The sequence below is a fragment of the Arthrobacter sp. SAFR-023 genome (assembly GCF_051965295.1).
GTDB lineage: Bacteria > Actinomycetota > Actinomycetes > Actinomycetales > Micrococcaceae > Arthrobacter.
The window spans coordinates 45,272-71,212 of record NZ_JBQCMF010000001.1 but is presented as its reverse complement, the minus strand read 5'-3'; the positions used below and the strand labels follow the sequence as shown (position 1 = coordinate 71,212).

Annotated in this window: 20 protein-coding genes, 2 tRNA genes and 1 pseudogene; 20 read left to right on the top strand and 3 right to left on the bottom strand. The window is 66.9% G+C overall.

Annotated elements, in window-relative coordinates; all coding sequences use genetic code 11:
- The first annotated feature begins 112 nt into the window (after positions 1 to 112).
- From ACTHQX_RS00340 to ACTHQX_RS00270, 15 genes are all read left to right on the top strand, one after another.
- Positions 113 to 2,908 carry an ABC transporter permease gene (locus ACTHQX_RS00340; RefSeq protein ID WP_440155086.1) on the top strand — a complete coding sequence of 932 codons (2,796 nt, stop codon included), beginning with the start codon at positions 113 to 115 and terminating at the stop codon, positions 2,906 to 2,908.
- The gene (locus ACTHQX_RS00335) at positions 2,905 to 3,660 is read left to right on the top strand and encodes an ABC transporter ATP-binding protein (protein ID WP_111905958.1); all 756 of its coding nucleotides are present in this window, start codon (positions 2,905 to 2,907) and stop codon (positions 3,658 to 3,660) included. Before ACTHQX_RS00340 ends, ACTHQX_RS00335 begins: the two co-directional genes overlap by 4 nt.
- 34 nt (positions 3,661 to 3,694) lie before the next feature.
- Positions 3,695 to 5,254 (top strand): methionine--tRNA ligase, encoded by a 1,560-nt coding sequence (gene metG, locus ACTHQX_RS00330; protein WP_440155084.1) that lies wholly within the window; start codon positions 3,695 to 3,697, stop codon positions 5,252 to 5,254.
- A 398-nt stretch (positions 5,255 to 5,652) separates the two neighbouring features.
- On the top strand, positions 5,653 to 6,210 hold the full coding sequence (locus ACTHQX_RS00325; RefSeq protein ID WP_440155083.1) for a hypothetical protein: 558 nt from the start codon (positions 5,653 to 5,655) through the stop codon (positions 6,208 to 6,210).
- A 104-nt stretch (positions 6,211 to 6,314) separates the two neighbouring features.
- Complete coding sequence (locus ACTHQX_RS00320; RefSeq protein WP_440155082.1) at positions 6,315 to 7,106, top strand: class F sortase; 792 nt, start codon at positions 6,315 to 6,317, stop codon at positions 7,104 to 7,106.
- A 69-nt stretch (positions 7,107 to 7,175) separates the two neighbouring features.
- Positions 7,176 to 8,228, top strand: a complete 1,053-nt coding sequence (locus ACTHQX_RS00315; protein WP_236803832.1) for a 3-isopropylmalate dehydrogenase — start codon at positions 7,176 to 7,178, stop codon at positions 8,226 to 8,228.
- 100 nt (positions 8,229 to 8,328) lie between these two features.
- Entirely contained in the window at positions 8,329 to 9,441 is a 1,113-nt protein-coding gene (locus ACTHQX_RS00310; RefSeq protein WP_440155079.1) for a branched-chain amino acid aminotransferase, read from the top strand.
- Between the two features lie 141 nt (positions 9,442 to 9,582).
- Entirely contained in the window at positions 9,583 to 10,389 is an 807-nt protein-coding gene (locus ACTHQX_RS00305; protein ID WP_440155078.1) for an MBL fold metallo-hydrolase, read from the top strand.
- Between the two features lie 18 nt (positions 10,390 to 10,407).
- A complete protein-coding gene (locus tag ACTHQX_RS00300) occupies positions 10,408 to 11,184 on the top strand; it encodes a fumarylacetoacetate hydrolase family protein (RefSeq protein WP_236803826.1) in 777 nt (258 codons plus the stop codon).
- An 81-nt stretch (positions 11,185 to 11,265) separates the two neighbouring features.
- Positions 11,266 to 12,777, top strand: a complete 1,512-nt coding sequence (gene gltX / locus ACTHQX_RS00295) for a glutamate--tRNA ligase (protein ID WP_236803824.1) — start codon at positions 11,266 to 11,268, stop codon at positions 12,775 to 12,777.
- Positions 12,777 to 13,520 (top strand): HAD family hydrolase, encoded by a 744-nt coding sequence (locus tag ACTHQX_RS00290; protein ID WP_440155076.1) that lies wholly within the window; start codon positions 12,777 to 12,779, stop codon positions 13,518 to 13,520. The genes gltX and ACTHQX_RS00290 overlap by 1 nt, the downstream gene beginning before the upstream one ends.
- A gap of 162 nt (positions 13,521 to 13,682) precedes the next feature.
- A tRNA-Gln gene (locus ACTHQX_RS00285) sits at positions 13,683 to 13,754 on the top strand.
- 130 nt (positions 13,755 to 13,884) lie between these two features.
- Positions 13,885 to 13,957: transfer RNA gene (locus ACTHQX_RS00280), tRNA-Glu, on the top strand.
- 173 nt (positions 13,958 to 14,130) lie between these two features.
- The gene (locus ACTHQX_RS00275; RefSeq protein WP_440155479.1) at positions 14,131 to 15,888 is read left to right on the top strand and encodes a dynamin family protein; all 1,758 of its coding nucleotides are present in this window, start codon (positions 14,131 to 14,133) and stop codon (positions 15,886 to 15,888) included.
- Positions 15,885 to 17,498 carry a GTPase gene (locus tag ACTHQX_RS00270; protein WP_440155074.1) on the top strand — a complete coding sequence of 538 codons (1,614 nt, stop codon included), beginning with the start codon at positions 15,885 to 15,887 and terminating at the stop codon, positions 17,496 to 17,498. The genes ACTHQX_RS00275 and ACTHQX_RS00270 overlap by 4 nt, the downstream gene beginning before the upstream one ends.
- A 6-nt stretch (positions 17,499 to 17,504) precedes the next feature.
- Here the strand turns inward: ACTHQX_RS00270 and ACTHQX_RS00265 are convergent, their stop codons facing one another.
- The 3 genes and pseudogenes from ACTHQX_RS00265 to ACTHQX_RS00255 all read right to left on the bottom strand — a co-directional run bounded on the left by ACTHQX_RS00265 (position 17,505) and on the right by ACTHQX_RS00255 (position 20,448).
- Positions 17,505 to 18,056 carry a DUF1697 domain-containing protein gene (locus tag ACTHQX_RS00265; RefSeq protein WP_440155072.1) on the bottom strand — a complete coding sequence of 184 codons (552 nt, stop codon included), beginning with the start codon at positions 18,054 to 18,056 and terminating at the stop codon, positions 17,505 to 17,507.
- A gap of 19 nt (positions 18,057 to 18,075) precedes the next feature.
- A pseudogene (locus ACTHQX_RS00260) lies at positions 18,076 to 19,383 on the bottom strand (HNH endonuclease).
- Positions 19,384 to 19,728: 345 nt separating this feature from the next.
- The gene (locus ACTHQX_RS00255) at positions 19,729 to 20,448 is read right to left on the bottom strand and encodes an IclR family transcriptional regulator (RefSeq protein WP_043420062.1); all 720 of its coding nucleotides are present in this window, start codon (positions 20,446 to 20,448) and stop codon (positions 19,729 to 19,731) included.
- 111 nt (positions 20,449 to 20,559) lie between these two features.
- Here ACTHQX_RS00255 and leuC point away from each other — a divergent pair, with 111 nt between their 5' ends.
- The 5 genes from leuC (at position 20,560) to ACTHQX_RS00230 (ending at position 25,941) form a co-directional block, all read left to right on the top strand.
- Complete coding sequence (leuC, locus tag ACTHQX_RS00250) at positions 20,560 to 22,014, top strand: 3-isopropylmalate dehydratase large subunit (RefSeq protein WP_440155071.1); 1,455 nt, start codon at positions 20,560 to 20,562, stop codon at positions 22,012 to 22,014.
- A gap of 9 nt (positions 22,015 to 22,023) precedes the next feature.
- The gene (gene leuD, locus ACTHQX_RS00245; protein ID WP_236803810.1) at positions 22,024 to 22,626 is read left to right on the top strand and encodes a 3-isopropylmalate dehydratase small subunit; all 603 of its coding nucleotides are present in this window, start codon (positions 22,024 to 22,026) and stop codon (positions 22,624 to 22,626) included.
- 183 nt (positions 22,627 to 22,809) lie between these two features.
- Entirely contained in the window at positions 22,810 to 24,135 is a 1,326-nt protein-coding gene (murA, locus tag ACTHQX_RS00240) for a UDP-N-acetylglucosamine 1-carboxyvinyltransferase (RefSeq protein ID WP_236803808.1), read from the top strand.
- 10 nt (positions 24,136 to 24,145) lie between these two features.
- Entirely contained in the window at positions 24,146 to 24,892 is a 747-nt protein-coding gene (locus tag ACTHQX_RS00235) for a lysophospholipid acyltransferase family protein (RefSeq protein WP_236803806.1), read from the top strand.
- Positions 24,889 to 25,941 carry an NAD(P)H-dependent glycerol-3-phosphate dehydrogenase gene (locus tag ACTHQX_RS00230; RefSeq protein WP_236803804.1) on the top strand — a complete coding sequence of 351 codons (1,053 nt, stop codon included), beginning with the start codon at positions 24,889 to 24,891 and terminating at the stop codon, positions 25,939 to 25,941. The genes ACTHQX_RS00235 and ACTHQX_RS00230 overlap by 4 nt, the downstream gene beginning before the upstream one ends.

Below are 25,941 nucleotides of genomic sequence, written 5' to 3'. Positions count from 1 at the left end.
TAAGGATCCAGCCGGCAGGCCGGCCAATACTTTTTGCACGCCCGCAAGGGACACCCACACATTTCTGCGGTCATCGTGGCGTGCGCACGCAATCCAGGTTTCAGGGAGCCCAATGAACGCCGTCCAGAGGTTCATCAGAAGCAAAGTGCTTTTGCTGACCGCTGCAATTCTGATCTTCGCCATGTGCCTGTCAGTCCTCGTCCAGACCCAGTCGCAGGCAGCGCTGAACCGGACCGTGGACCAGAACTCGCGCGGGCTCTACGACATCCTGGTCCAGGCCAAGGCGGGCACCGACGGTTCGCTCATGCAGCCCGAGATTGCCACGGGGCAGGGCGGCATCAGCTTCGACCAGCTCCAGAAGATCCGGGATCTGTCCGGCACCTCCGTTGCCGCGCCCATCAGCCTGGTCTCGCGCGTGACGCAAAACCTCGAGACGCCGCGCCTGGAGGCCATGGACTACCTGGGCTTCAACGCCGGACTCGTCGGCACCGCGACCGCGGGGCAGCCCGGCGGCACCGATCCCAGCAAATGGCCCGAAGCCCAGTCCGTGCTCAGCGACACCCCCAAGAAGTACCGCCTGACGGCCAGCGCCACTAGCTCCGACGGGTCCTCCCAGCACACCCTTTTCAAGTCCACTGCCGAGGGTGCCCTCGGCAAGGCCAAGCTCGTGGAGCAGCAGGTCGAGGGAGGCAATAGCATCCAGATCGCTGGTCCCGAAGGCGAGACCGGGATCAAGTTCCCGGCCCCGGCCGGCGGATCCGAGCACAACCTGTTCAACCTCACTGTTGCCCTGCCCATGGCGCCGGAGGTCACGGAGTCCGTGGTCGCCGTCGACCCCGTTTCCGAGCGTGCCCTGCTGGGCACCTCGGGTGATTTCCTGGCGCCGCTGGAGAAGGCACCGCCGGCCGACGCCCGCAGCGCCGAGGCGGTGGGCCAGCACCTGGAGAGCCTCTTCACCACGGGCATCGGCATGAAGGAACTCGAGGAAGGCCCTGACTTCCTTGGCGTCAAGCTCAAGTACTGGGCGCCCATCATGACCCAGTACCAGCAGGCCAAGCGCAACGGGCAGCTCACCGAAGATTCCCAGGCCATCCCGCTGATCGTCCGTTCCGGCACGTCGGTCGACCTGAAGTACTCCGTGAAAATCGAGGAGATCGACGATTCCGGAAACGTGGTCAAGGAGGTAGGCACCGCTGAGCGCTCCCTGGACAAGGACTACCTGCCGTTCGTCTCCAAGTCGCCTTTCGCCCTGTCCTGGCCCGGGTCCACGGACTACTCCAAGCTGCTCGGCAACTCGGCCAACTTCAGCCGCGGCCTCTACAGCCCCGCCACCTGGAGCACCAACTTCGCCTCCGCCCCCAAGTACACGGACGGCTCCACCGCAGGCAACGGTGCCGAGGACAAGACCGCCACCCCGGGCGAGTGGGTCACCGTGAATCGCCTGCCGGAGAAGAGCGCCAACGGCGAGGCTGTGGACCAGACACAGCGCAATCCCGTTGACGAGCGTTCTTACCGGGAGAACCTGGAAACGGGTAAGAAGCTGGCCACCCCGCTCGCCATGGTCTACGGCACCTTCGATCCCGCTGCCGTCCAGGAAGCGGCCGGGGACGTCAACCGGCTTCCGCTCGGCGGCTACGATCCCACGCCCATGACGCTGACCAAGGACGCGCAGGGCAAGGACGTTACGGACACCGCGCTCAAGCCTTCCCTGAGCGCCACCGGACTCGTCAGCCAGTCAGCCGGCGCCATCACCGACTATTACGGCCTGGCTGCTGCCCGCGGCTACGAGAAGAACGCCTCCGTTATCGACGCCGTCCGCGTGCGGGCCAGCGCCGCCGGCAGCTGGAAGCAGGTCCAGCCCGAGGTGGACAAGCTCGCCACCGAAATCCGGGACATGGGTCTTGAAGCCACCGTTGTGGCCGGTTCTGCCCGCGAGGACGCCAACATCTTCGTTCCCGGCTACTCCAAGGACGACGCCGGCAAGGAGTCCGCCCTGGGAACCGTCCAGCAGTCGTGGGTCAGGCAGAACGCGGCCGACGCCGTGGCCGGCTCGCTGACGACGACGAACCTGACGCTGCTGTTCCTCACGCTCTGCGGTGCCGCGCTGCTGACTGGCGCCTCGACGGTCAGCTACGTGCGGCTGCGCCGCAGCGAAGCCGGCACCCTGCGCGCCATGGGTTGGACCCAGCGACGGATCCGGTCCTGGGTGCTGGAGGAGTTTGCCGTCGGCGCCGGACTGCTGGCCGTGGCAGGCATTGTGCTCAGCCTTTTGAGCTGGAACATCGCCACCGCCATCGTCTCGGCGTCCGTGCTGGCCCTGTACCTGGGCGCGGCCTTCTTCGCCGCCCAGCAGCTGCGCCACCGCGAGGTGGTCGACCAGGAGCCCCAGCACGACGAAAAGCTCATCGCCGTCGATTCGCCGTTGACCTTCGCGAACCGGCAGCTGGGCACGCACCGCTTCAACGCCATCTCGCTGGCCGTTGCCGTTGGCGTGTTCGGCTCGGCAGTCGGCGGCCTGATCGCCTTGCTGATCGACATCCCGCGTGCCGCCGGTGCCAGTGCGCTCAGTGGCCTGGCCGCCGCCAGCGTGGCCCTGCCGAGCATCATCCTTGGCCTGTCCGGCGTGGCGGTGGGGCTCCTGCTCACATTGGTCACCGGGCGCTTCGAGCTGAAGGCCAAGCGGCGGTACCTCGGCACGCTGCAGGCGATGGGCTGGAACCCCGACATGCTTGGCCAGGTCCGCTTCTTCGAAAACGCCCTGGTAGGCGCGGTTGCCGTCCCGCTGGGTATCCTCGGCGCCCTGGGCATCGGCCTTGTTCTTGCCCCCTACGCCGCGCTGTGGGCCGCCGTGGCCGGGCTCGTGGCTGTTCTCTGCTGGATTCCGATTGCAACGAAAGTGGTCAAATGACTAACGACCTGAACCTTCGCCGCGTGCGCGGGAACAATGAGGCTGTAACCCCGGTCCAGACCCGGGCCAACACCATCGTCAAGGAAGCCGACCACGCCACCCCGCTGGAGCTGAGCAACATCACCATCCGCTACGGCGGGGGCAAGAACGGCTCCGACGCGGTCAGCGTCGTGGAGGGCTTTGACCTCACCCTGAACGCGGGGGAGATGCACTGCGTGGCAGGCCGCAGCGGCTCGGGCAAGACCAGCATCCTGACCGTCGGAGCGGGCCTGACCCTGCCGACGTCGGGCCGGGTGCTGTGGGAGGGTGATTCGCTCGAAACCATGAGCGACGACGAAATCGCCGACCGCCGCCGTGCTCTGATCGGTTATGTGGATCAGGGCGGTGCCCTGATCGACGGCATGAGTGCGCTTGAAAATGTGCTCCTGCCGGCGGTTCCGGACGGCGAGGTGGAGCAGCGGCGTGAGATGGCCAAGGACCTGCTGGACCTCGTGGGCCTCGGCCGCCGCATGCGGCACCGTCCCGAGCAGCTCTCCGGCGGTGAACGCCAGCGCGTGGCCATCGCCCGCGCCCTGATCCTGGGCACCCGCGTCCTGGTGGTGGACGAGCCCACGGCCAGCCTGGACCGGGCCTCCGCCAACCGCATCATCAGCATCCTCAAGGACACAACCTCTGACGGCATTGCAGTCCTCGTGGCGTCACATGACCACGAACTGGTCCGGCTCAGCGATACGCTGACCGAACTGATCTAGCTCCATCCCTCCGCATAAAGGTAACGTTCCGCCCGTGACTTCCTCAGACAAGAGCCCCTTCTACATCACTACGGCCATCACCTACCCGAACGGCGTGCCCCACATCGGCCACGCCTACGAGTACATCGCCACGGATGCGATGGCCCGGTTCAAGCGGCTCGACGGCTACGACGTGAAGTTCCTGACCGGCACGGACGAGCACGGGCTGAAGATCGCGCAGACCGCGGAGAAGGAAGGTGTCTCGCCCAAGGAACTGGTGGACCGGAACGCGGAAATCTACAAAGCCGCGCACGCCGCCCTCGGCATCAGCTACGACCGGTTCATCCGCACCACGGACGCGGACCACTACACCGCCTCGCAGGCCATCTGGAAGAAGATGGAAGCCAACGGGGACATCTACCTGTCCAAGTACGAGGGCTGGTACTCCGTGCGGGACGAGGCCTACTACGGTGAGGACGACACCGTGGTGAAGGAGGACGGCGCCCGGTACACCAAGGAGACGGACACCCCGGTGACCTGGACCGCCGAGGAAAGCTACTTCTTCCGGCTGTCCGCCTACCAGGACAAGCTGCTGGCCCTGTACGAAGCACAGCCGGAGTTCGGCGCGCCGCAGTCCCGGTTCAACGAGGTCATCAGCTTCGTCAAGCGCGGCCTGGAGGACCTGTCCATCAGCCGGACCACCTTCGACTGGGGAGTGCCCGTCCCCGGCGATGAAAAGCACGTCATGTACGTGTGGGTGGACGCCCTGACCAACTACCTCACCGGCGCCGGCTACCCGGACGTCGAATCAGAGTCGTTCAAGAAGTTTTGGCCCGCCGATGTCCACATCATCGGCAAGGACATCTCGCGCTTCCACGCCATCTACTGGCCCGCCTTCCTCATGAGCGCTGGCCTCGAACTGCCCAAGCGGGTCATGATCCACGGCTTCCTGCACAACAACGGCGTCAAGATGTCCAAGTCCCTCGGCAACGTCGTTGCCCCGGCGGACTTCGTGGCCCAGTACGGCCTGGACCAGGTCCGGTTCTTCTTCCTGCGCGAGGTTCCGTTCGGCGCGGACGGCAGCTACAACCACGAGGCCATCGTCGGCCGGATGAACTCGGACCTGGCGAACAACTTCGGAAACCTGGCGCAGCGCTCACTGTCCATGGTGGCCAAGAACTGCGAGGGCCGGGTACCCGTGCCGGGCGCGTTCAGCGACGCGGACACTGCCATCCTGGGCCAGGCGAACGCGTTGCTGGAGCAGGCACGTGCGGCCTTCGAAAAGCAGGAGTTCAGCCGTGCCCTCGAGGCGATCTGGACGGTGCTGGGGGACACCAACGCGTACTTCGCGGACCAGGCACCCTGGGTGCTGCGGAAGACCGACGTCGAACGCATGCAGACGGTGCTGTACGTGACCCTCGAGGTGCTGCGCATCGTCTCGATCCTCGCCCAGCCGGTCATGCCCACTGCCACCGCCGCGCTGCTCGGGTACCTCGGCCAGCCGGAAGGGGCGGCCCGGGAGTTCTCCGCCATCGCGACGCCGATCGCCGCCGGCACCGGCCTGCCCGCCCCCGCGCCGGTGTTCCCGAAGTACGAGGAACCCGCGGACGCCTGACAGCCCGCTTCGCCATGTAGCCCCGGTACCTTGATGCGCATGTGAGTGGTGTTACCAGTGAAGCAAGTGGGACGGGCTGTACAAACAGGTACCGGCTACTCGGGACGCGGATAAAACGGCAAACCTACCCTGAAGGAACAAGCAAACTGGCATCTCATTCGGGGGTTCCGGTTCCACACCGCTAGTGGTCGCCGTGGTCCCAACCACCAGGTGCCGAGCGAATCAGGAACGGTCTCTTCCCCCGACTGGCCAGTTTAAAACGGACCTGGAGGGGACAGAAAATGAAACGAGTTTTAGCAACGGCTGCTCTTGTGGGGGTGGGACTCCTCGGCACCTCACTTCCTGCTGCGCTTGCGCAATCTGGCGATGACAGCGGGGGTTCAGGCCAGAACTGCCAGGTGTCCGGCTCCGATGACGACTTCTCCGCGCTGACTGTCAGTATCCAGCGCTCCTCGGGCGGTAGCGACGACGACTGCGGCAATGAAGGACCGGACGACAATCAGGGACCGGGCGACAACCAAGGGACGGGCGGCAATGAGGGACCGGGCGGAGGCCACGAGGAGCCGCCGTACGAGGAACCCCCGTACGAGGAACCGCCCGTTGAGCAGCCACCTGCTGAGCAGCCGCCGGTCGAGCAGCCACCTGCTGAGCAGCCACCTGCTGAGCAGCAGCCTGTGGTGAAGCCGCCAGCAGTTACGCCTGTCGTCAAACCTGTGGTGAAGCCGCAGGCGGTCAAGCCTGTCGTGGCCGCCCCGGCGCAGCCGGCTCCCGCGGTGGCTGCTGTTGTCCCGCCCGCGCCCAACGCCGGCTTCAACGTGCAGACCGCCGCCGCCGCGGGCTCCCAACCGGATGCCGGCATTCCGGCCTGGCTGGCAGCGATGACGGGGCTGTTCACCGCGCTGACCGCCGGGGTGCTCGTCAAGAGCGGGGTCCGTGCCAGGAAACATAAGGCATAACAAGCAGTCGTGCGGGTGCCTTGAGCCCACGGGCACCCGCACAGGACCACCCCGAGGACCGGTCCTTCACCACAGGAACAGCGCCTCTTAGCCCGAGGAGTTTCATGGCAACCCATCGCCGGCAGCGGGAAGAACGCCTGCCCGGAGTGGAACCCGCCCGGCGGCGCCGCAGCCGTCTCCGGATTTGGGTTGGCAGGCGCATGCTGGCATTCGGCCGCGTAGAGCTGGCAGTGCTGGCGTTTTGTCTTGTGGGGCTGTTGGGATCGTGGCTGCTGTACGCCGGCACAACGGCGCACCCGCCGGCCGGTCAGGTTCCCGCCTTGCACGCAGCGGCGGCACCGGCTACGGGGTCGCCCGAACCGCCGGCACCCAGTCCTGCGGGCAACGCCAGTCCGGCCGCCCGGTCCACGGCCGCGGCGGGCAAGACATCCACAGCAGGGGTGCCGGGCCGTCCCGGATCTGCTCCACAACGCATTGTCTATCCGGACATCGGCATGGACGTCCCGGTGCACCCGTTGAAACCCAGCAGCAGCGACGTGGAATCGCAGTCAATCGTCCCTCCGGTGACCCTGGACGGCTATTGGCTCACCCCGTACGGGATGCCCGGTTCCGGTTCCCGGAACACCACCTACGTCGTCGGCCACAGCTGGGAAGGCCTTGACGCTCCATTCAACCGGCTCAGCACGCGCGCCGGGCGCGGAGACGTGTTCACCGTGCACACGGCGGCAGGGCAACTCAAGTACAGGGTTGACTCAGTGACCACCTACACCAAGTCAACCCTGAAGGACAGCCCGATCTGGGACGTCGTCCCCAACCGCCTGGTCCTGATCAGTTGCTATACGGAGGACCTTTGGGGCAGGAACGTGGCTGTGGTGGCGTCACCAGCAGGAGCGTGAGCGCGGGACCGCTGTTCGGATGCTGAGACGGCTTGACCAGAATGTGGATGGCTTGGCTACCCTGAAAAGATGAGCGCATCTACCATCAATCTCGCTGTCATCCCGGGCGACGGCATTGGCCCGGAGGTCACCGCCGAAGCCCTGAAGGTTCTCGAAAAGGTGGTGGCCGCCGAGGGCGTCACCCTCGACCAGACCCACTACAAGCTCGGTGCCCAGCACTGGCTTGAGACCGGCGAGACCCTTCCGGAGGCTGTCCTCGAGGACCTGAAGTCGCGGGATGCCATCCTCTTCGGTGCCATCGGCGCAGCGCCGGGGGACACCCGCATCCCGTCCGGACTGATTGAACGCGAACTGCTCCTCAAGCTGCGCTTCAGCCTTGACCACTACGTCAACCTGCGCCCCTCGCGGCTCTACGGCACGGTGGGCAGCCCGCTGGCTGAACCGGGCAACATCGATTTCATTGTTGTCCGTGAAGGAACCGAGGGTCCTTACGTGGGCAACGGCGGCACCCTGCGCGGCGGCACACCACACGAGGTGGCCACTGAGGTTTCCCTGAACACTGCCCACGGCGTGGAGCGCGTGGTTCGGGACGCGTTCCGGCGCGCCAACGAGCGCCCGCGCAAGAAGCTGACCCTGGTCCACAAGCACAACGTGCTGGTCTTTGCCGGCCACCTGTGGAAGCGCACCGTCGAGGCCGTGGCCAAGGAATTCCCCGAGGTCACCCACGACTACCTGCACATCGATGCCGCGACCATCTTCATGGTCACCGATCCCGCCCGCTTCGACGTCATCGTCACCGACAACCTCTTCGGCGACATCATTACCGACCTTGCTGCCGCTATCACCGGCGGAATCGGACTGGCCGCCTCGGGCAACATCAACATGGACCGCACGGCGCCGTCCATGTTCGAACCGGTCCATGGTTCCGCGCCCGACATCGCCGGCCAGCAGAAGGCGGACCCCACCGCTGCGATCCTGTCCGCGGCCCTCCTCCTGGAGCACTTGGGCTACCCCGATGCGGCCCGGAAGATTGAGTCCGCGGTGGTGGCCGACGTCGAAAGCCGCAACGGCGAAGTGCGCAGCACAAGCGCCATCGGTGACGCCATTGCGGCGGCCGTTTAGCCTCCGCCAGCAGGCGTAAGCTTGACCTGAATTACCAATCGCTGCCGTGGTCCGATGCTGAACCACGTTCAGATGCCAGGCAGCCGACCGTGGAGGAACCATGACTCAGACTGCCCATGGCGTCGAATTCACCCAGCAGCCTTCGGCCACCCCGAAGTCTGCTGAGGAGCGTGCAGCCATCCTGGCGAACCCAGGCTTTGGCGACCACTTCACCGACCACACTGCGATTGTTGACTACACGGTCGACGCCAGCGGCCAGGGCGGATGGCATGATGCTCGGATCGAGGCCTACGGGCCGATCATGCTGGACCCGTCGGCCGCTGTGCTGCACTACGGGCAGGAAATCTTCGAGGGACTGAAGGCATACCGTCACGCGGACGGCTCCATCTGGAGCTTTCGGCCCGAGGCCAACGCCGCGCGGATGAACAAGTCGGCCCGCCGGCTGGCGCTTCCGGAGATTCCGGCCGAATACTTCCTGGGCGCCATCCGCGAGCTTGTGGCGGCGGACAAGGAATGGGTTCCTTCCGGCGACGGCGAGGCCCTGTACTTGCGCCCATTCATGATCGCAACCGAGGCATTCCTGGGCGTGCGGGCAGCGCGTGAGGTGTCTTTCCGCGTCATTGCCTCGCCGGCCGGGAACTACTTCGGCGGCGAGCTCAAGCCGATATCGATCTGGATCTCCCGCGAGTACGCCCGGGCAGGCCGGGGCGGCACGGGCGCTGCAAAGTGCGGCGGCAACTACGCCGCGTCGCTCATCGCGCAGCAGGAGGCCGAAGCGAACGGCTGCAAGCAGGTGCTGTTCCTGGACCAGTTCAACGACAACGCCGTTGAGGAACTGGGCGGAATGAACGTCTTCTTCGTCATGAAGGACGGCTCGCTGGTGACGCCCGCGCTGAGCGGCACCATCCTCGAGGGCGTGACCCGCTCCTCGATCATGCAGGTTGCCAAGGACATGGGCCGCGAGGTGACCGAGCGGAAGATCACCCTGGACGAGTGGCGCGACGGCGTTGCCTCCGGCGACATCGCCGAGGTCTTCGCCTGCGGCACCGCCGCGGTCATCACGCCCATCGGCGTCCTCAAGGACGCCACAGAGTACATCGGCTCCGAGGACGCAAAAGCCGGGGAGACCACCATGGCCATCCGCGCCCAGCTGCTTGGCATCCAGACGGGCACCGTCGAGGACACCCACGGCTGGCTGACCCGGCTCGCCTAGCCGTTTCGGCTGATTCTTTTTAGAACGACGGCGGGTGGCCGGCTGGGCTGTTTCGGCAGCTCACCGGCCGCCCGTCGTCGTTCTGCTGTCTTTTTGCTCCTGTCGTTGTGCTGCTGCCGGTCGCCTTTCAGGGATGACAGAATGAAACACGTGAACCAGGACACCACCAGCGCCTTCACCAGCAGCAGCCCGCTGACGCGTTTCCGCCTCGCGCCCAATCCGGGGCCGATGAGCCTGGAGGGGACCAACTCCTACATCGTCGGGGAGCCGGGTCACGCGGCAACAGTGGTGGTTGATCCGGGTCCGCTTGATGAGGCCCACCTTCAGGCGCTGGCTGCGGCCGGACCCGTGGAGCTCATCCTGGTCACACACCGGCACGCGGACCACACCGCCGGTTCGGCCCGTCTCGCGGAAATCACCGGCGCGCCCGTCCGGGCCGCCGCTGCCGCGCATTGCCATGGGGGAGCCGTGCTGCAGTCCGGGGAAACGATCGCTGCCGGCGGGACCGAGATCCGGGTGGTTGCCACGCCGGGGCACACGTCCGACTCCGTCTGCTTCCACCTGCCCCTTGACGGGCCTGCCGGCTCCGTGCTGACCGGCGACACCATCCTGGGCCGGGGGACCACAGTGCTGGACCATCCGGACGGCACACTGGCGGACTACCTCGCTTCCCTCGACCGGCTGGAGCGCTTGGGGCCGGCCACCGTCCTGCCTGCCCACGGCCCCGTCCTGCCCGCACTCGACTCGGTGGTCCGCGCCTACCGGGACCACCGCTTGGACCGGCTGGCCCAGATCCGGACGGCCCTCGCCGGCCTCGGCCCAGACGCCGCCGTAGGTGACGTGACCAGCGTTGTCTATGCCGACGTCGACCCCTCCGTCCGGCGCGCCGCCGAGAATTCCGTGGCGGCACAGCTGGAATACCTGCGCCTCCTGAGGGAGAGGGACTGAGACTGTAGGCTTGGGGCCATGCGTATTGCCCGGTTTGTAGTCGATTCTGATCCCCTTTACGGCGTTGTTGAAGGCCAGCCCGGCAGTGAGGAAATCACTGTCATCAACGGCGACCCGTTCTTCAACGGCGTGGAACGCACCTCCGTGCGGCACAAGCTGGAGGATGTCCGCCTGCTGGCGCCCATCATTCCGCGCAGCAAGGTGATCGGCGTCGGACGGAACTTTGTGGAGCACGCCCACGAACTCGGCAATGAAGTGCCCCAGCAGCCGCTGCTGTTCCTGAAGCCCAATACCTCCGTGGTGGGCCCGAATGATCCCGTTGTCCTGCCGGAGTTCTCCGAGGAGGTTTCCTTCGAGGCGGAGCTGTGCGTCGTCATCGGCCGCATCTGCAAGGACGTCCCCGAAGAACGTGCCGACGATGTGATCTTCGGGTACACCTGCGGCAACGACCTCACCGCCCGCGACATCCAAAAAACAGACCTGCAATGGGCGCGGGCCAAGGGCTTCGATACGTCCGCGCCGCTTGGACCGTGGATCGAAACCGAACTTGATCCCGAGGACCTGTCCATCAAGGGCCGGCTCAACGGCGAACTCCGCCAGGACGGCAGCACCACCCAGATGATCCGCGGCGTCCGCGAGCTGGTGTCCATCGTCTCCAGCGCGTTCACCCTGCTGCCCGGGGATGTCATCATGACCGGCACCCCGGCAGGCGTGGGCCTCGTCCAGGCCGGCGACCGGTACGAAGTGGAGATCGAGGGCATAGGCCGTCTGTCGAACCCCGTCGTCCGCCGCTAGCTGCGCACCCGGCCGCGCTGCCCGCGGGCAGCGCAGCCGGGGACGGGGCGGCGGTGCCCGGTTGGTAAAGTTGGTATCACTATGACTACCCCCTCCGCCGCTCCTGCTGCCATTCCTGCCGTCACCGCCGAAACACCCGTCCGCGTCCGCTTCTGCCCGTCACCCACGGGCACCCCGCACGTCGGGCTGATCCGCACAGCGCTGTTCAACTGGGCCTACGCCCGCCACACCGGCGGCAAGATGATCTTCCGCATCGAGGACACGGACTCGGCGCGCGACAGTGAGGAAAGCTACCACCAGCTGCTGGATGCCCTGAAGTGGCTCGGCATCGACTGGGACGAGGGCGTCGAGGTGGGCGGGCCCCACACGCCGTACCGCCAGTCGCAGCGGAGCGAGCTGTACCAGGACGTCATCGCCAAACTCAGGGCGGGCGGCCACATCTACGAGTCCTACTCGACGCCGGATGAGATCGAAGCGCGCCACCGCGCCGCCGGTCAGGACCCGAAACTGGGCTACGACGGCTTTGACCGTGACCTCAGCGACGAACAGGTCGCGGCGTTCAAGGCCGAGGGCCGGGAAGCCGTGCTGCGCCTGCGGATGCCGGACGAGGACATCACGTTCACCGACCTGGTCCGTGGCGAGATTACCTTCAAGGCGGGCTCTGTCCCCGACTTCGCCGTGGTGCGCGCCAACGGTGCACCGCTGTACACGCTGGTCAACCCCGTGGACGACGCCCTCATGGGGATCACGCATGTTCTCCGCGGCGAGGACCTGCTTAGCTCCACGCCGCGGCAGATCGCACTGTACCGGGCGCTGTATGCGGTTGGCGTCGCAGAATACATGCCCGAGTTCGGTCACCTGCCCTACGTCATGGGCCAGGGCAACAAGAAGCTTTCCAAGCGTGACCCGGAATCAAGCCTCTTCCTGCACAGGGAGCGCGGCTTCATCCCCGAGGGGCTGCTGAACTACCTGTCCCTGCTCGGCTGGTCCCTGAGCGCCGACGAGGATATCTTCACGGTGGAAGAGTTGGTGAAGAACTTCGACATCCACGATGTTCTGGCCAACCCGGCCCGCTTCGACCTCAAGAAGGCCGAAGCGATCAACGGAACACACGTCCGGCTGCTGGACCCTGCGGTGTTCCGCGAGCGGCTGGTCCCGTACCTCCGTCACGCCGGCCTGGTGGGGGAGACCCTCACCGACCGCCAGGAGGAAATCCTGACGGAGTCCGCGCCGCTGGTCCAGGAGCGCATCACCCTCCTCGGCGAAGCCCCGGAGATGCTGGCGTTCCTGTTCAAATCCGACGACGCGATCGACGTCGCCGCCGACGCCCGCAAGGGCCTGCCGGAGAACGTCACGGAGGTTCTTGACGCTGCGCTGGCCGCGCTCGAGCCGATCGGCGACTGGAATGCTGAAAACATCCAGTCCGCGCTGAAGCAGGCGCTGGTGGAGGACCTGGGCATCAAGCCCCGGCTCGCGTTCGGTCCCGTACGCACCGCCATCTCCGGCCGCCGGATCTCGCCGCCGCTGTTCGAGTCCATGGTCATCCTGGGCAAGGAATCGTCCCTGGCCCGCCTGCGGGCTTTCCGCGGCTGATGTCGCAGCCTGCAGTGGAAACCACCGTCCTGTCCCGCAGCCTCGGGGCGGTCAGCGGTGTCCTGTTCGACATTGACGACACCCTTGTGGACCTTGCCTACGCCATGACCACGGCGCTGCGGGACGCGAGCGAACACCTCCTTCCCGGCCTGGACGAGGCCGGGTGGGAGAAGGTGGGGCGGATCTTCACCCACGAGACCACCCACTACTACGACCGCTACCTCGCCGGTGAGCTGACCTTCAATGAGCAGCGACTGCTCCGGGGCCGCGCCGCCCTGGGCCACTTCGGCGTCGAAATGGGCGAGGGGGAGGAGTCTCACAACTGGCTCAGCACCTACTCGCGGCTGCAGCCCAGCTACGTTCGGGCCTACGAGGACGTCCTGCCGTTCCTCGACGCCCTGGACCAGGCCGGCATCCCGTACGGGGCCGTGAGCAACAACGTGCACGACTACCAGCGGGTGAAGCTGGACAGCGCCGGCCTGGAACGCATCCGGTTCCTCGTGGGCACCGATACCGTCGGCGTCCCCAAGCCGGACCCTGCCATCTACCTCGAGGGCGTCCGGCTGATCGGCAGCACACCCGCCACGACGCTCTACATCGGGGACAACCGGCTCCTGGACGCAGAGGGCTCGACGGCGGCAGGACTGCTGGGCATCTGGCTGAACCGCAGCGGGGAGCAGGCTCCGGGTTTCCAAGGGCAGGAGATTGCCTCGCTGCTGGAACTGCTGGCCGGGTCCAGCTAGTCGGCCAAGTCCGTTGCCTGCGCCCATTGCCGCCTACGCAGAGTGTGGCGCAGGTAACGGCCCGCCGATTTGTGCGGGGCAAAACTCTCGGGTAGAGTAATTACTCGTGCTGAGGGGCACGGAGCGAAAGATAAAGACTTTCGACCGGCCCGAAAGTGCCAATGGGATATGGTGTAATTGGCAACACTACGGTTTCTGGTACCGTCATTCTAGGTTCGAGTCCTGGTATCCCAGCTCTGAATCTCTTCGGATTTTCCGCAGAATTTCAGGTGTTGCGAATCGGAAATCATCGATTTGGAACGAAGCCAAATGTGTGAAACACTAACTTGGCTTGATCGGCGGAGACGCTGATCGGAAAGTACACGGCCCCATCGTATAGCGGCCTAGTACGCCGCCCTCTCACGGCGGTAACGCGGGTTCGAATCCCGCTGGGGTCACAAGTAACCGGCTCCGGGCAGCAGCCCGGGGCCGGTTTTGTTTTGCCGGAAAATTCCGTGGGCCCGCCTGGGTGTTTAGCGGCCGCTGTGCGCGGGTCCGACCTAAACCCGGGCTGAACTGGCATGATGAGGCTGTGACCTCCGACCGGATCCCGCCAGCCCAGGGCCAGGACATGGAAACGCAGCCTGCCGGCGTGCGGCTCCTGGAGGACGTCCGCCGCGATCTGGCAGCCGTCTCGTTGCCGCTGGCCCTGCCGACGGCCGAACAGGCGCGGCTGGAGATCCGGAACTCCGTGGCCCAGCTCGATGACTACGTCCTGCCCCGCTACCGCAGCCTTGACGCTCCGCTGCTGGCCGTCGTCGGCGGTTCGACCGGAGCCGGCAAGTCGACACTCGTGAACGCGCTCGTGGGCCATCCGGTCACACGGGCCGGCGCCATCCGGCCCACCACCCGCCAGCCCATCCTCCTGCACCATCCCTCGGAAGCCGACTGGTTCGAGGACCAGCGGGTCCTGCCCGGCCTTAGCCGGATCCGCGGAACCGTGATCCCGGCCGCCGCGACGCCTGCCGCCACTGCTGCACCAGCCGGCCCTGCCGGACCGGCAACGGACACCGCGCCCGTCACGTCGTTGGTCCTGGTGGGAGAGGCTGCCGTGCCCGAGGGCATCGCACTGCTCGATGCTCCGGACGTGGACTCCGTCTCCGACGAGAACCGCAGGCTTGCCGGGCAGCTGCTGGCGGCCGCCGACCTGTGGATCTTCGTGACCACCGCCAACCGCTACGCTGACGCGGTTCCGTGGAAGCTGCTGCTGAACGCGGCGTCGAGGGACATCACGGTGGCGGTGGTCCTCGACCGCGTGCCGCCCGCGGCGGAAGCCGAAGTGAGCGAGGACCTGCGCAGCATGCTGGCGCGGGAAGGCCTTGGTGCCGCCCGCCTGTTCGTCATCCCGGAAGTCGCCCTCGGCAGCTCCGGCATGCTGCCGCCGGAAACCGTGCAGCCCCTGAAAGCCTGGCTCCGCGGCCTTGCCGACGACGCCGCAGCCCGCGCTGACATCGCACGGCGGACGCTCCACGGCGCCGTCCGGGAGCTTGGCCAACGCGTCGGCCGCATCGCCGACGCCGCCACGGAACAGGGCCGCGCGGCCACGCTGCTGGGCGACGACGTACGGGCGGCCTACCAGGACGCTGGAACCCGGATCATCGACGCCACCAAGGACGGGGCGCTCCTGCGTGGCGAGGTCCTGGCCCGCTGGCAGGACTTTGTGGGAACGGGTGAGTTCTTCCGTAGCCTGGAGCAGAACGTGGGACGGTTCCGCGATCGGCTTGGGGCGTTCTTCCGCGGCGAGCCCGCGCCCGCAGCGAAAGTGGAAACCGCCATTGAAACGGGGCTCCACGCCGTCATAGTGGATGAGGCCGCCAAGGCGGCGGAGGACGCGGACCAGCGCTGGCGCTCGGACCCCGCAGGCCGGCAGCTTTTAGGCACGGACGACCTCTCGGGCACGAGCCCCGGCTTTGCGGACCTCGTGGCTGCGGAAATACGCGACTGGCAGGCCGGCCTCATGGAACTTATCAGGACCGAAGGGCAGGACAAGCGGACCCAGGCGCGCTGGCTCTCTTTCGGTATCAACGGCCTCGGTGCGGCCCTGATGATCGTGGTGTTCTCCATGACTGCCGGGCTGACCGGCCTTGAGATCGGCGTCGCCGGAGGTACCGCCGTCGTGGGCCAGAAACTGCTCGAAGCCGTCTTCGGTGAGGACGCCGTCCGAAGGCTTGCACGTACCGCCCGTGACGATTTGAGCAGCAGGTGCCGAAACCTGCTGGCGGCGGAGCAGGAGCGCTTCCTGGACCGGCTTGCCCCAGAAGCCGGGCAGGCCGCCGTCGGGCTCACCGAACACGCACGGGCGCTCACACGGTTGGCGGATGCCACGTGAACCGCCGGGGGAGGGCCAAGGAAGAGACGCGGCTGCAGGGCCGCCTGGAGGCTTTGGGCAGGGCCCGGGAGCTGGCCGAAGGCGTGCTTCCCGGCGCCGCCCTGGAGGACGTCGTCGGTGTGCTGGAACGTGCCAGGTCGCGGCGGGCGCTCTCCGCCGACCACACAGTGGTGGGCTTCTTCGGAGCGACCGGAAGCGGAAAATCCACCCTGTTCAACGCCGTGAACGGCGCTGAAATCGCGACGGCGGCGGCGCGGCGGCCCACCACCTCCGAACCCTTGGCAAGTGTGTGGGGCGCCGACGGCAGCGAGCCGCTGCTGGACTGGCTGGATGTCCGGGCCCGCCACCATGCAGATGCCGTGGACGGGTTCGCCGACGAGGACGCCGGGCTGATTCTGCTGGACTTGCCCGACTTCGACTCGACGCGCACCGCGAACCGGGAGATTGTGCAGCGCCTGGTGGGGATGGTGGACGTCCTGGTCTGGGTGCTGGACCCGCAGAAGTACGCCGACGACGCCGTCCACAACGGCTTCCTCGCGCCGCTGGCGTCACACGGCGCCGTAACGCTGGTGGTCCTCAACCAGGTGGACAGGCTTCCGGCAGGGGATGTAGCGCCCGTGCTCGAGTCGCTGCGGGGACTCCTGGCGCGCGACGGGCTGGGCAAGGTCCAGGTCCTGGCGGCCTCCGCGCTGACCGGAGCGGGCGTAGACGGCGTCAGAGCCGCCATCCGCCGCGTGGTCTCGCAGCGGGAAGCGCTGTCACTGCGGCTTTCCGCGGATGTGACCAAGGCGGCGGCGCAGCTGGAGGAAGCAGCGGGCCGCGGCGACGCCGCCGGGGTGAGGGGCGGGACCGTCGCGCGGCTTGGTGACGAACTGGCGACGGCGGCCAACGTACCCCTGGTGGCCGCTGCAGTGTCCGCGTCCTACCGGATAGAGTCCACCCGGCGCACGGGCTGGCCGGTGACGCGGTGGCTTGTGCGTTTCAGGCCTGACCCCCTCCGCCGGCTCAACCTGCGCCGCAACGCCAGCGCGGAGGTAAACCGGACGTCCCTGCCGCCCGCCGGGGCTCCCGAGCGCGCGCGGACCGATGCTGCGGTCCGCGAGTTTGCCGACGCCGCCAGTGACGGTGCCCCTGGCCCCTGGCGGGCGTCCATCCGCGCGGCGGCCCGGGCGGGAAGGGACCGGCTGCCTGATGCCCTTGACCAGGCGATCGCCGGGGCAGACCTCGCTGCGGGACGGAAGTCCTGGTGGTGGGGGGCGTTTAACGTGATTCAGTGGCTCGCGCTGGTCGCGGCCGTGGCGGGGCTGGGCTGGCTGGGCGTACTGGCGGGGCTAGGCTACCTGCAGCTGCCTGTTCCGGAGGTGCCCAGGGTGGAAGGCTGGCCGGTCCCCACCCTGCTGATTGCCGGCGGAGCTGCACTGGGGATACTGCTTGCCGTCACGGCCAGATTCATCTCTGCCGGGGTCGCGCGGCGCCGCGGCGCGAGGGCCAGGAAGCGGCTCAACGCCGCCGTGGCAGAGGTAGCTGGCCGGCTTGTGGTGGAACCCGTGGAGGCGGAGGTCCGTCGGCTGGAGGCATTCAACGCGGCGCTGCGGGCTGCAGCCGGCTAGTTCTACTCAGCCGGCTGCCGTCTCCAGGGCTGCCGCAGCGTCCCGGACCTTGATCATGGTGCGGAGGTTTCGGGTGGTGGTGGAGGCCTTGTACTTCGGCTTGGCCGAAAGTTTGCTGAACGGGCTTTCGAGCGTGCCGCCGGCGGGCGCCAGCCAGGCCATGGCCTCGGGACCCAGCCGCTCCTGCTCGGCGCCATCCAATGCTTCCCCCGCGGTGAACAGCTCGTCCAGTGCGGCCGCGTCGGAGGCCAGCGTGAGGTAGGTGTGCGTGCTTTTGTCGTCGGCCGGATAGCGGCATGCGGCAACGAGCTCCGACACGCGGTCCGAGGTCAGCACCACCACCCAGGCGTCGTAGCCGAAGGCCATCCGCAGGGTTGTCTCGAATTCCTTTTTGACGGCGGCAGGATCGAGTTCGCTGGCCAACACTACATTGCCGCTGGCCAGCAGGGTCTTTACCCCGGTGAACGGTCCAGCCTTCAGAGCTTCTTTGAGGTCCGCCATCTTGATGTTGATGCCGCCCACGTTAATGCCGCGGAGGAACACTGCGTAGCTGGTCATGCGCCCAGACTACTGCCCGTTACGGCGCCGGGCCGCTCTGCTCCGATTGAGGCGCCTCGCGGGCTCCATTCTCCGTTAATTGGGTTCCCGGCAGCGGTGGCGCCATTGACCGGTAGGTGTGCCCGATTGGGGTGGTGATTTCGAAGGTGTGCCGTGGCCCGGGCCTCGGTTTTGCTTTCCAGCCGGGGAGTTCCTTCGTGTGGTTGCACGCTTCGCAGAGCCCGGCACTATTGGCGAGGGATGTTGGGCCGTCGTCGTGCCAGGGGATGATGTGGTCAAGGTGGCGGATCGGGGCGTCGCAGTAGGGGGTCCGGCAGGTGTCGTCGCGGAGTTGGATGAAGCGAGTCGGATGCGTTTGAGCTGCCAACGCGAGGGTTACTTCCCTGCGTCCGTGGGTGTTCTGGCGCGCGTTCCGGGGCTTCTTCTCGGTTGAGGAGTTCCCGGGCCCAAGTGGCGGGGACGATGCCGTACCGGTGAGACGGGCGGGTTCACTGTCCGCTTGGAAGAGGGCGCGGTCGGTCATGACGAGGTTGAGGTCTATCCCGGTGATCCCGCCGGGGGAGCCGGTGGTGCATTCGACGAGCTCGTCGGCCTTGATCTAATTTAGTGCGCGCGGGTCGCCGGCGGACTTGAGGGTTTCGGCCTGCCGGGTCAGTGCCGTGTAGACGGCGACGCCCTGGTGGGCCGGCAGCAGGGCGGTGAAATAGGTCATGCAGTCCGGGGCCGGGCGCAGGCTCACGGACCGTTCCGAGGCGGCGTGGCTGGCCCGCTGGGTGACGGATCGCGGGTCTCTGCGGGTGGCGGCGGCCTTTACCGCGGCGGTGACGCCGCGGGTCCCGACACCGGTGAAGGTCCCCGTATCCGCACCCAACTCTTCATCGACGGCAGTCCGGTCTTTGACGGTCAGACAGGCTGTTTCTTTCACGAAAAACATGGCGCGCTCTTCATTCAGTTGGCCGGTATCCAAGGCTCCCAAGGCGTGCGGCATCTCGGTGACCAGAGCCTTGGCCATGCCGAGCAGCCGGCCTCCGCGGTGTGGGGACTCTCCGCGGGCCAGCGCGATCTGCTCAGACACGCCCGAAGTGTTTTCTTTGGGGCGCTTCTTTCCCAGGTCCTCGGCCGACAGGGTGCTGCGCTCGGCCTGCCCTGCAAGTGCAGCTTGTTCCTGACGCTGTCTCGCCTCGAACTCGACGGCAAGCCTGGCCTGTTGCCCGGCGGCCCAGCACTTGACGTTCTCGTAGCCGCGGATCTGGTTGATCAGCCCGGGACCGTCGGCGGTGAGATCGGCTGCCGGGAGAACCCAGCCCGACGCTGTTGTAGAGGCCACGGCAGCAGCGTGGCAGGAAGTATCGGCGTCTGAGTACGGTCCGTCGTCAAAAAGGAAGTCCTCGTCAAAAGGACGGTCTGCGAACAGGGCCTCGGGAAACGGGTCCTTCGGAAGCACTGACAGATACGCGGCGTCGAGATCATCGTCGTACGGCAATCGGAAGTACGGATCGACGTCGAGACCAGTGGCGTCACGTACGCGGAATATTAAGGCCGCTCGAGCTCAGATCCGGACAGGATCAGGAAACTTTTCAGGACGGCGTCCAGGAGCGAAACTGGGTAGCAGCTCGGGGCGTTCTCAGCCCTGAGAACGCCCCGAGCTGCTACCTAGTTGGGGAACGTGGGGCTAGTCGTTGTTCTTGCGGAGCGCTTCGGTCAGGACGCGGGCGGCGTTGCAGACGACCTCCGCGTGCAGCCGGCCGGGCTGCCGGGTGAGGCGCTCGATCGGGCCGGAGATGGAGACGGCGGCGATCACCCTGCCGGACGGTCCCCGCACGGGTGCCGAGACGGAGGCGACCCCGGGCTCCCGCTCGCCAAGGCTCTGGCCCCAGCCCCGCCGTCGTACTCCCGCCAGAACGGTGGGCGTGAAACGCGCGGACTGCAGGCCCTCCAGCAGGCGGTCGTGGTCCTCCCAGGCGAGTAGGACCTGGGCGGCCGAACCGGCCTTCATGGACAGCTGGGTTCCGACGGGGATCGTGTCGCGCAGGCCGATGGGCCGTTCGGCGGAGGCGACGCAGACCCGCCAGTCGCCCTGGCGGCGGAAAATCTGGGCGCTTTCGCCGGTGGCGTCACGAAGCTGCATGAGAACCGGCCCCGCGGAGGCAATCAGCCTGTCCTCGCCGGCGGCGGAGGCAAGCTCGACGAGGCGGCTGCCGAGGACAAACCGGCCTTGGATGTCCCGGCTGACGAGGCGGTGGTGGACCAGTGCCAGCGCGAGCCTGTGCACGGTGGGCCGCGCCAGTCCGGTGGCAGCGACCAGCTGCGCAAGAGTGGTGGGCCCGGCCTCAAGCGCGTCGAGCACCTGCGCTGCTTTATCAATGACGCCGACTCCACTAGAATTGTCCATGTATTGATATTGCCGTCTCATTATCTGAGATGCAAATCATTTGACTGGCTTATTACAGGGGTCTGCTGTTTCAGTGGACCTAACAGCAAACAGCATCGAAGGGAGATGGCCATGGCCAAAACATTGGCCGAGAAAGTCTGGGATGCGCACGTGGTGCGCAAAGGCAACGGCGAAGGCGCCAACGCCCAGCCGGACCTTCTGTACATCGACCTCCACCTCGTCCATGAGGTGACCTCCCCGCAGGCCTTCGAGGGTCTCCGCCTGGCCGGCCGCAAGCTGCGCCGCCCGGACCTCACCATCGCCACCGAGGACCACAACACCCCGACGCTGGACATCGACAAGCCGATTGCCGACCTCACCAGCCGGACCCAGATCCAGACCCTCCGCAACAACTGCGGGGAGTTCGGTGTCCGCCTGCACTCCCTCGGTGACGCCGAGCAGGGCATCGTGCACGTTGTAGGTCCGCAGCTTGGACTGACCCAGCCCGGCATGACCGTGGTGTGCGGTGACTCGCACACGTCCACCCACGGCGCGTTCGGCGCGCTGGCCATGGGCATCGGCACCTCCGAGGTGGAGCACGTCATGGCCACCCAGACGCTGTCCCTCAAGCCCTTCAAGACCATGGCCATCAATGTCGAGGGCACGCTGCGCCCCGGCGTGACCGCCAAGGACATTATCCTGGCCGTCATCGCCAAGATCGGCACCGGCGGCGGCCAGGGCTATGTCCTGGAATACCGTGGCTCGGCCATCCGCGCGCTGTCCATGGACGCGCGGATGACCATCTGCAACATGTCCATCGAAGCAGGCGCGCGCGCCGGCATGGTGGCTCCGGATGAGACGACTTACGCCTACATGAGCGGGCGCCCGCACGCGCCGCAGGGCGCCGAGTGGGACGCCGCCGTCGAATACTGGAACACGCTGCGCACGGACGACGACGCCGTCTTCGACGTCCAGGTTGACCTGGACGCCAACACCCTTGAGCCGTTCGTGACCTGGGGCACGAACCCCGGCCAGGGCGTCTCGCTGTCGGCAAAGGTACCGTCCCCGGAGGACTTCGGCGACGAGAACGCCAAGGCCGCCGCGGAACGCGCCCTGCAGTACATGGGCCTGGCGGCCGGAACGCCCATGAAGGACATCCGCGTGGACACCGTCTTCCTGGGCTCCTGCACCAACTCCCGCATCGAGGACCTGCGGGCCGCGGCGGACATCGTCCGCGGCCGCGAGAAGGACCCGAAAGTCCGGATGCTGGTGGTCCCCGGCTCTGCCCGGGTGCGCCTCGAAGCCGAGGCCGAGGGCCTGGACAAGGTCTTCAAGGACTTCGGCGCCGAGTGGCGTTTTGCCGGCTGCTCCATGTGCCTGGGCATGAACCCGGACCAGCTGGAGCCGGGGGAGCGGTGCGCCTCCACCTCCAACCGCAACTTCGAGGGCCGGCAGGGCAAGGGAGGCCGCACGCACCTTGTTTCTCCTGTGGTTGCAGCCGCCACGGCCGTCCGCGGAACGCTGAGTTCGCCGTCGGACCTCGATCCGGCACCGGCATCCGCAGCCCTCACCACCGACGCCGCCTAGGAAGACGCCATGGAAAAGTTCACCACCCACACCGGTATCGGCGTCCCGCTGCGCCAGAGCAACGTCGACACGGACCAGATCATCCCCGCCGTCTACCTCAAGCGCATCACCCGCACCGGCTTCGAGGATGCGCTGTTCGCGGCCTGGCGCAAGGACCCGGCGTTCATCCTGAACCAGGAACCGTTCAACGCCGGCTCCGTGCTGGTGGCCGGGCCGGACTTCGGCACCGGGTCCTCCCGGGAGCACGCCGTCTGGGCGCTCAAGGACTATGGCTTCAAAGCTGTGCTGTCCTCGCGCTTCGCGGACATCTTCCGCGGCAACTCCGGCAAGCAGGGACTCCTCGCCGCCCAGGTTGCCCAGGATGACATCGAGCTCATCTGGAAGACCCTCGAGAACGCACCGGGAACCGAGGTGACCGTTGACCTCGCCTCCAAGACCGTCACCTGCGGCAGCGTGGTTGCGCCGTTCGAGATCGACGACTACACGCGCTGGCGCCTGCTCGAGGGCCTCGACGACATCGGACTGACCCTGCAGCACGAGGAGGACATTACGGCCTACGAAGCCACCCGGCCGTCCTTCAAGCCGCTTACACTCCCGGCCAGGACTTCCTGACCGCATAAACATCGCCAAAAAGGCCCGCCGTGCATAGCCGCGGCGGGCCTTTCCGCTGCCCCCGGTGCGGCCCTGGGAGCCCACGCGCCCGCGTCAGTATTTCGGTTCGGTAACGCGAGCTCATATGCTTAGCTGGTGCCTTTGTAAGGATTTGGGGGCGAGTAGTCGTGAGGAAACCGGTAAATGAGTAGTGTTCTGACAATCCGCGGAGGCGTCCCGCTAACTGGCCGTGTCACCGTCCGCGGTGCCAAGAACCTTGTGCCCAAGGCCATGGTGGCCGCGCTGCTGGGCAACGAGCCTTCCGTGCTGCGGAACGTTCCGGAAATCAAGGACGTCGAGGTAGTCACCAGCCTGCTCCAGCTCCACGGCGTGACCGTCGACAAGGATCCCGTCACCGGTGACCTGACCCTGGATCCCAAGGGTGCCAAGACTGCGCCGAGCACGGCCATAGACGCCCACGCCGGCGACTCCCGGATCCCCATCCTGCTGTGCGGTCCCCTGATCCACGCGGTCGGCGAGGCCTTCATCCCGGACCTGGGCGGCTGCAAGATCGGGGACCGGCCCATCGACTACCACCTGAACGTGCTGCGGCAGTTTGGCGCCGTCGTCGAAAAGCGTCCGGGCGGCATACACATTTCGGCGCCCAAGGGCCTGCGCGGGGCCAAGATTTCCCTGCCGTACCCCTCCGTCGGCGCCACGGAGCAGGTTCTCCTGAGTGCCACGCGCGCCGAAGGCATCACCGAACTCTCCGGTGCCGCCACCGAGCCGGAAATTGTTGACCTCATCGCCGTGCTGCAGAAGATGGGCGCCATCATCAGCGTCCAGACGGACCGCACCATCCGGATCGAGGGTGTCCGCGAGTTGGGCGGCTACAACCACCGCGCGCTGTCGGACCGCAACGAGTCGGCCTCCTGGGCGTCCGCGGCGCTGGTGACGCGCGGCGACATCTTCGTTGAAGGCGCCTCCCAGCGGGACATGATGACCTTCCTGAACACCTTCCGCAAGGTGGGCGGCGGCATGGACATCGGCGAGGACGGCATCCGCTTCTACCACCGCGGCGGCAAGCTCAGTCCCCTCGTCCTCGAAACGGACGTCCACCCCGGATTCATGACCGACTGGCAGCAGCCCCTCGTCGTAGCCCTGACCCAGGCCGAAGGCGTGTCCATCGTGCACGAGACCGTCTACGAGAACCGCTTCGGCTTCACCGAGGCACTCATCCGCATGGGCGCCAGCATCCAGGTGCACCGGGAATGCCTGGGCAGCGTGCCGTGCCGCTTCGGACAGCGGAACTTCCTGCATTCCGCCGTCATCTCCGGCCCCACCCAGCTCAAGGGAACCGACATCGACGTACCTGACCTCCGCGGCGGCTTCAGCCACCTGATCGCCGCCCTGGCCGCCACGGGAACTTCCCGCGTGACCGGAATCGACATCATCAACCGCGGCTACGAGCGGTTCACCGAGAAGCTGGCCGGGCTCGGCGCCGACTTCGACATTTCACCGGCGAAGTAGCGGGGGCCCGGTGAAAGAATCGGCCAAAAGCCATACAACGTTCGTGATCATCGCCGGCATTGTCCGGCCGGTCCTGAACCTGATCATGAGCAAAAAATGGGAGGGCACGGACAAGCTTCCCGCCGGCGGCTTCATCGCCGTGCCCAACCACTGCACCGAGATCGACCCCCTCGTGATCGGGCACATGCTGTACAGCAACAAGCGCGCCCCGCACTTCCTGGCGAAGTCGGGCCTCTTCAAGGTCCCGGTGGTGGGCGCCGTACTGCATGCCACCAAGCAGATTCCGGTGGAACGCTCGACGGCGGGGGCTAACCGCTCGCTGCAGCTCGCCCAGGAGATTGTGGCGGAGGGCGGAGCGATCATCATCTACCCGGAGGGTACGCTGACCCGCGACCCCGATCTGTGGCCGATGAAGGGCCACACCGGCGCCGCCCGCCTGGCTCTCGAAACGGGCATCCCCGTGGTGCCGATGGCGCACTGGGGCGCGCACGAGCTCTTTCCCCGCTACGCCAAGCGGTTCCACCTGTTTCCGCGGAAGACGTCCAGGATCCGGATCGGCGACCCCGTCGACCTCTCGCGCTTCGCGGGCCGGTCCCGCGACAAGGCCACCCTGGCCGAAGCCACGGATGTCATCATGGATGCCGTCACCGGTCTCCTGGCCGAACTCCGTGGGGAGCAGCCGCCGGCCCGGCGCTGGGACCCCACCGCCCACAACCAGACGAAGCACGGCCGCGACGTCGAGCGGGGCGGGAAGTGACGCCTGTTCACGCCCGGCCCGGCTCCGCGGTATCCGTGGCAGTCCTGGGCGCCGGCTCGTGGGGCACCACGTTCGCGAAAATCCTGGCCGACGCAGCCACCGCCTCCGGCGTGGAGCGCAGCATCCGGCTCTGGGGGCGCCGCGAGGAAGTCGTCGCCGAGATCAACGGCAACCACCGCAACCCCCAGTACCTGGCAGACATTGACCTGCCGCCGAGCATCTCCGCCTCCACCGACGTGGCGGACGCGCTGTCCGGAGCCGACCTGGTTGTCCTTGCCGTACCGGCGCAGTCCCTTCGCCTCCAGCTGCGCAAGTGGAAGCCCCTGATCGGGCCCGACGCCCTCGTGGTGTCCCTGATGAAAGGCCTTGAGTTGGGCACCGACGTCCGGATGAGCGAGGTGATCGCTGAGGAACTGGACATCCCGGCCGACCGAATCGCCGTCGTCTCCGGCCCCAACCTGGCGATGGAGATCGCCCGGGAGGAGCCCACAGCCTCGGTGGTCGCCTGTCCCGACTCGGCCGTCGCCGGCTGGATCGCGAGAAGCTGCACGGCGCCATACTTCCGCCCCTACACCACCTCGGACATCGTGGGTGTGGAGATCGGCGGCATCGTCAAGAACGTCATCGCACTGGCCGTGGGCATCTGCGAGGGAAAGCAGATGGGGGACAACACCAAGGCGTCCGTCATTACCCGCGGCCTGGCCGAAACCTCCCGGCTGGCCCTGGCGCTCGGCGGGAAGGCCCACACCATGGCGGGCCTGGCCGGGCTTGGGGACCTGGTGGCCACGTGCTCGTCACCGCTGTCCCGGAACCACACTGCCGGCCGCCTGCTGGGACAGGGCCTGACGCTGGACGAGGTCGCGCAGAAAATGACCCAGACCGCCGAAGGCATCAAATCCGGCCAGGCCGTCCACGAACTGGCCGGCAAGCTCGGCGTCGAGATGCCCATCACGGCGGCCGTCGTCGCGGTCCTCGCCGGAAAATTGTCCGTTGACCAACTCGGGCCGCTGCTGCTGTCCCGGGAACTTAAAGCCGAAGGCGATTACTGA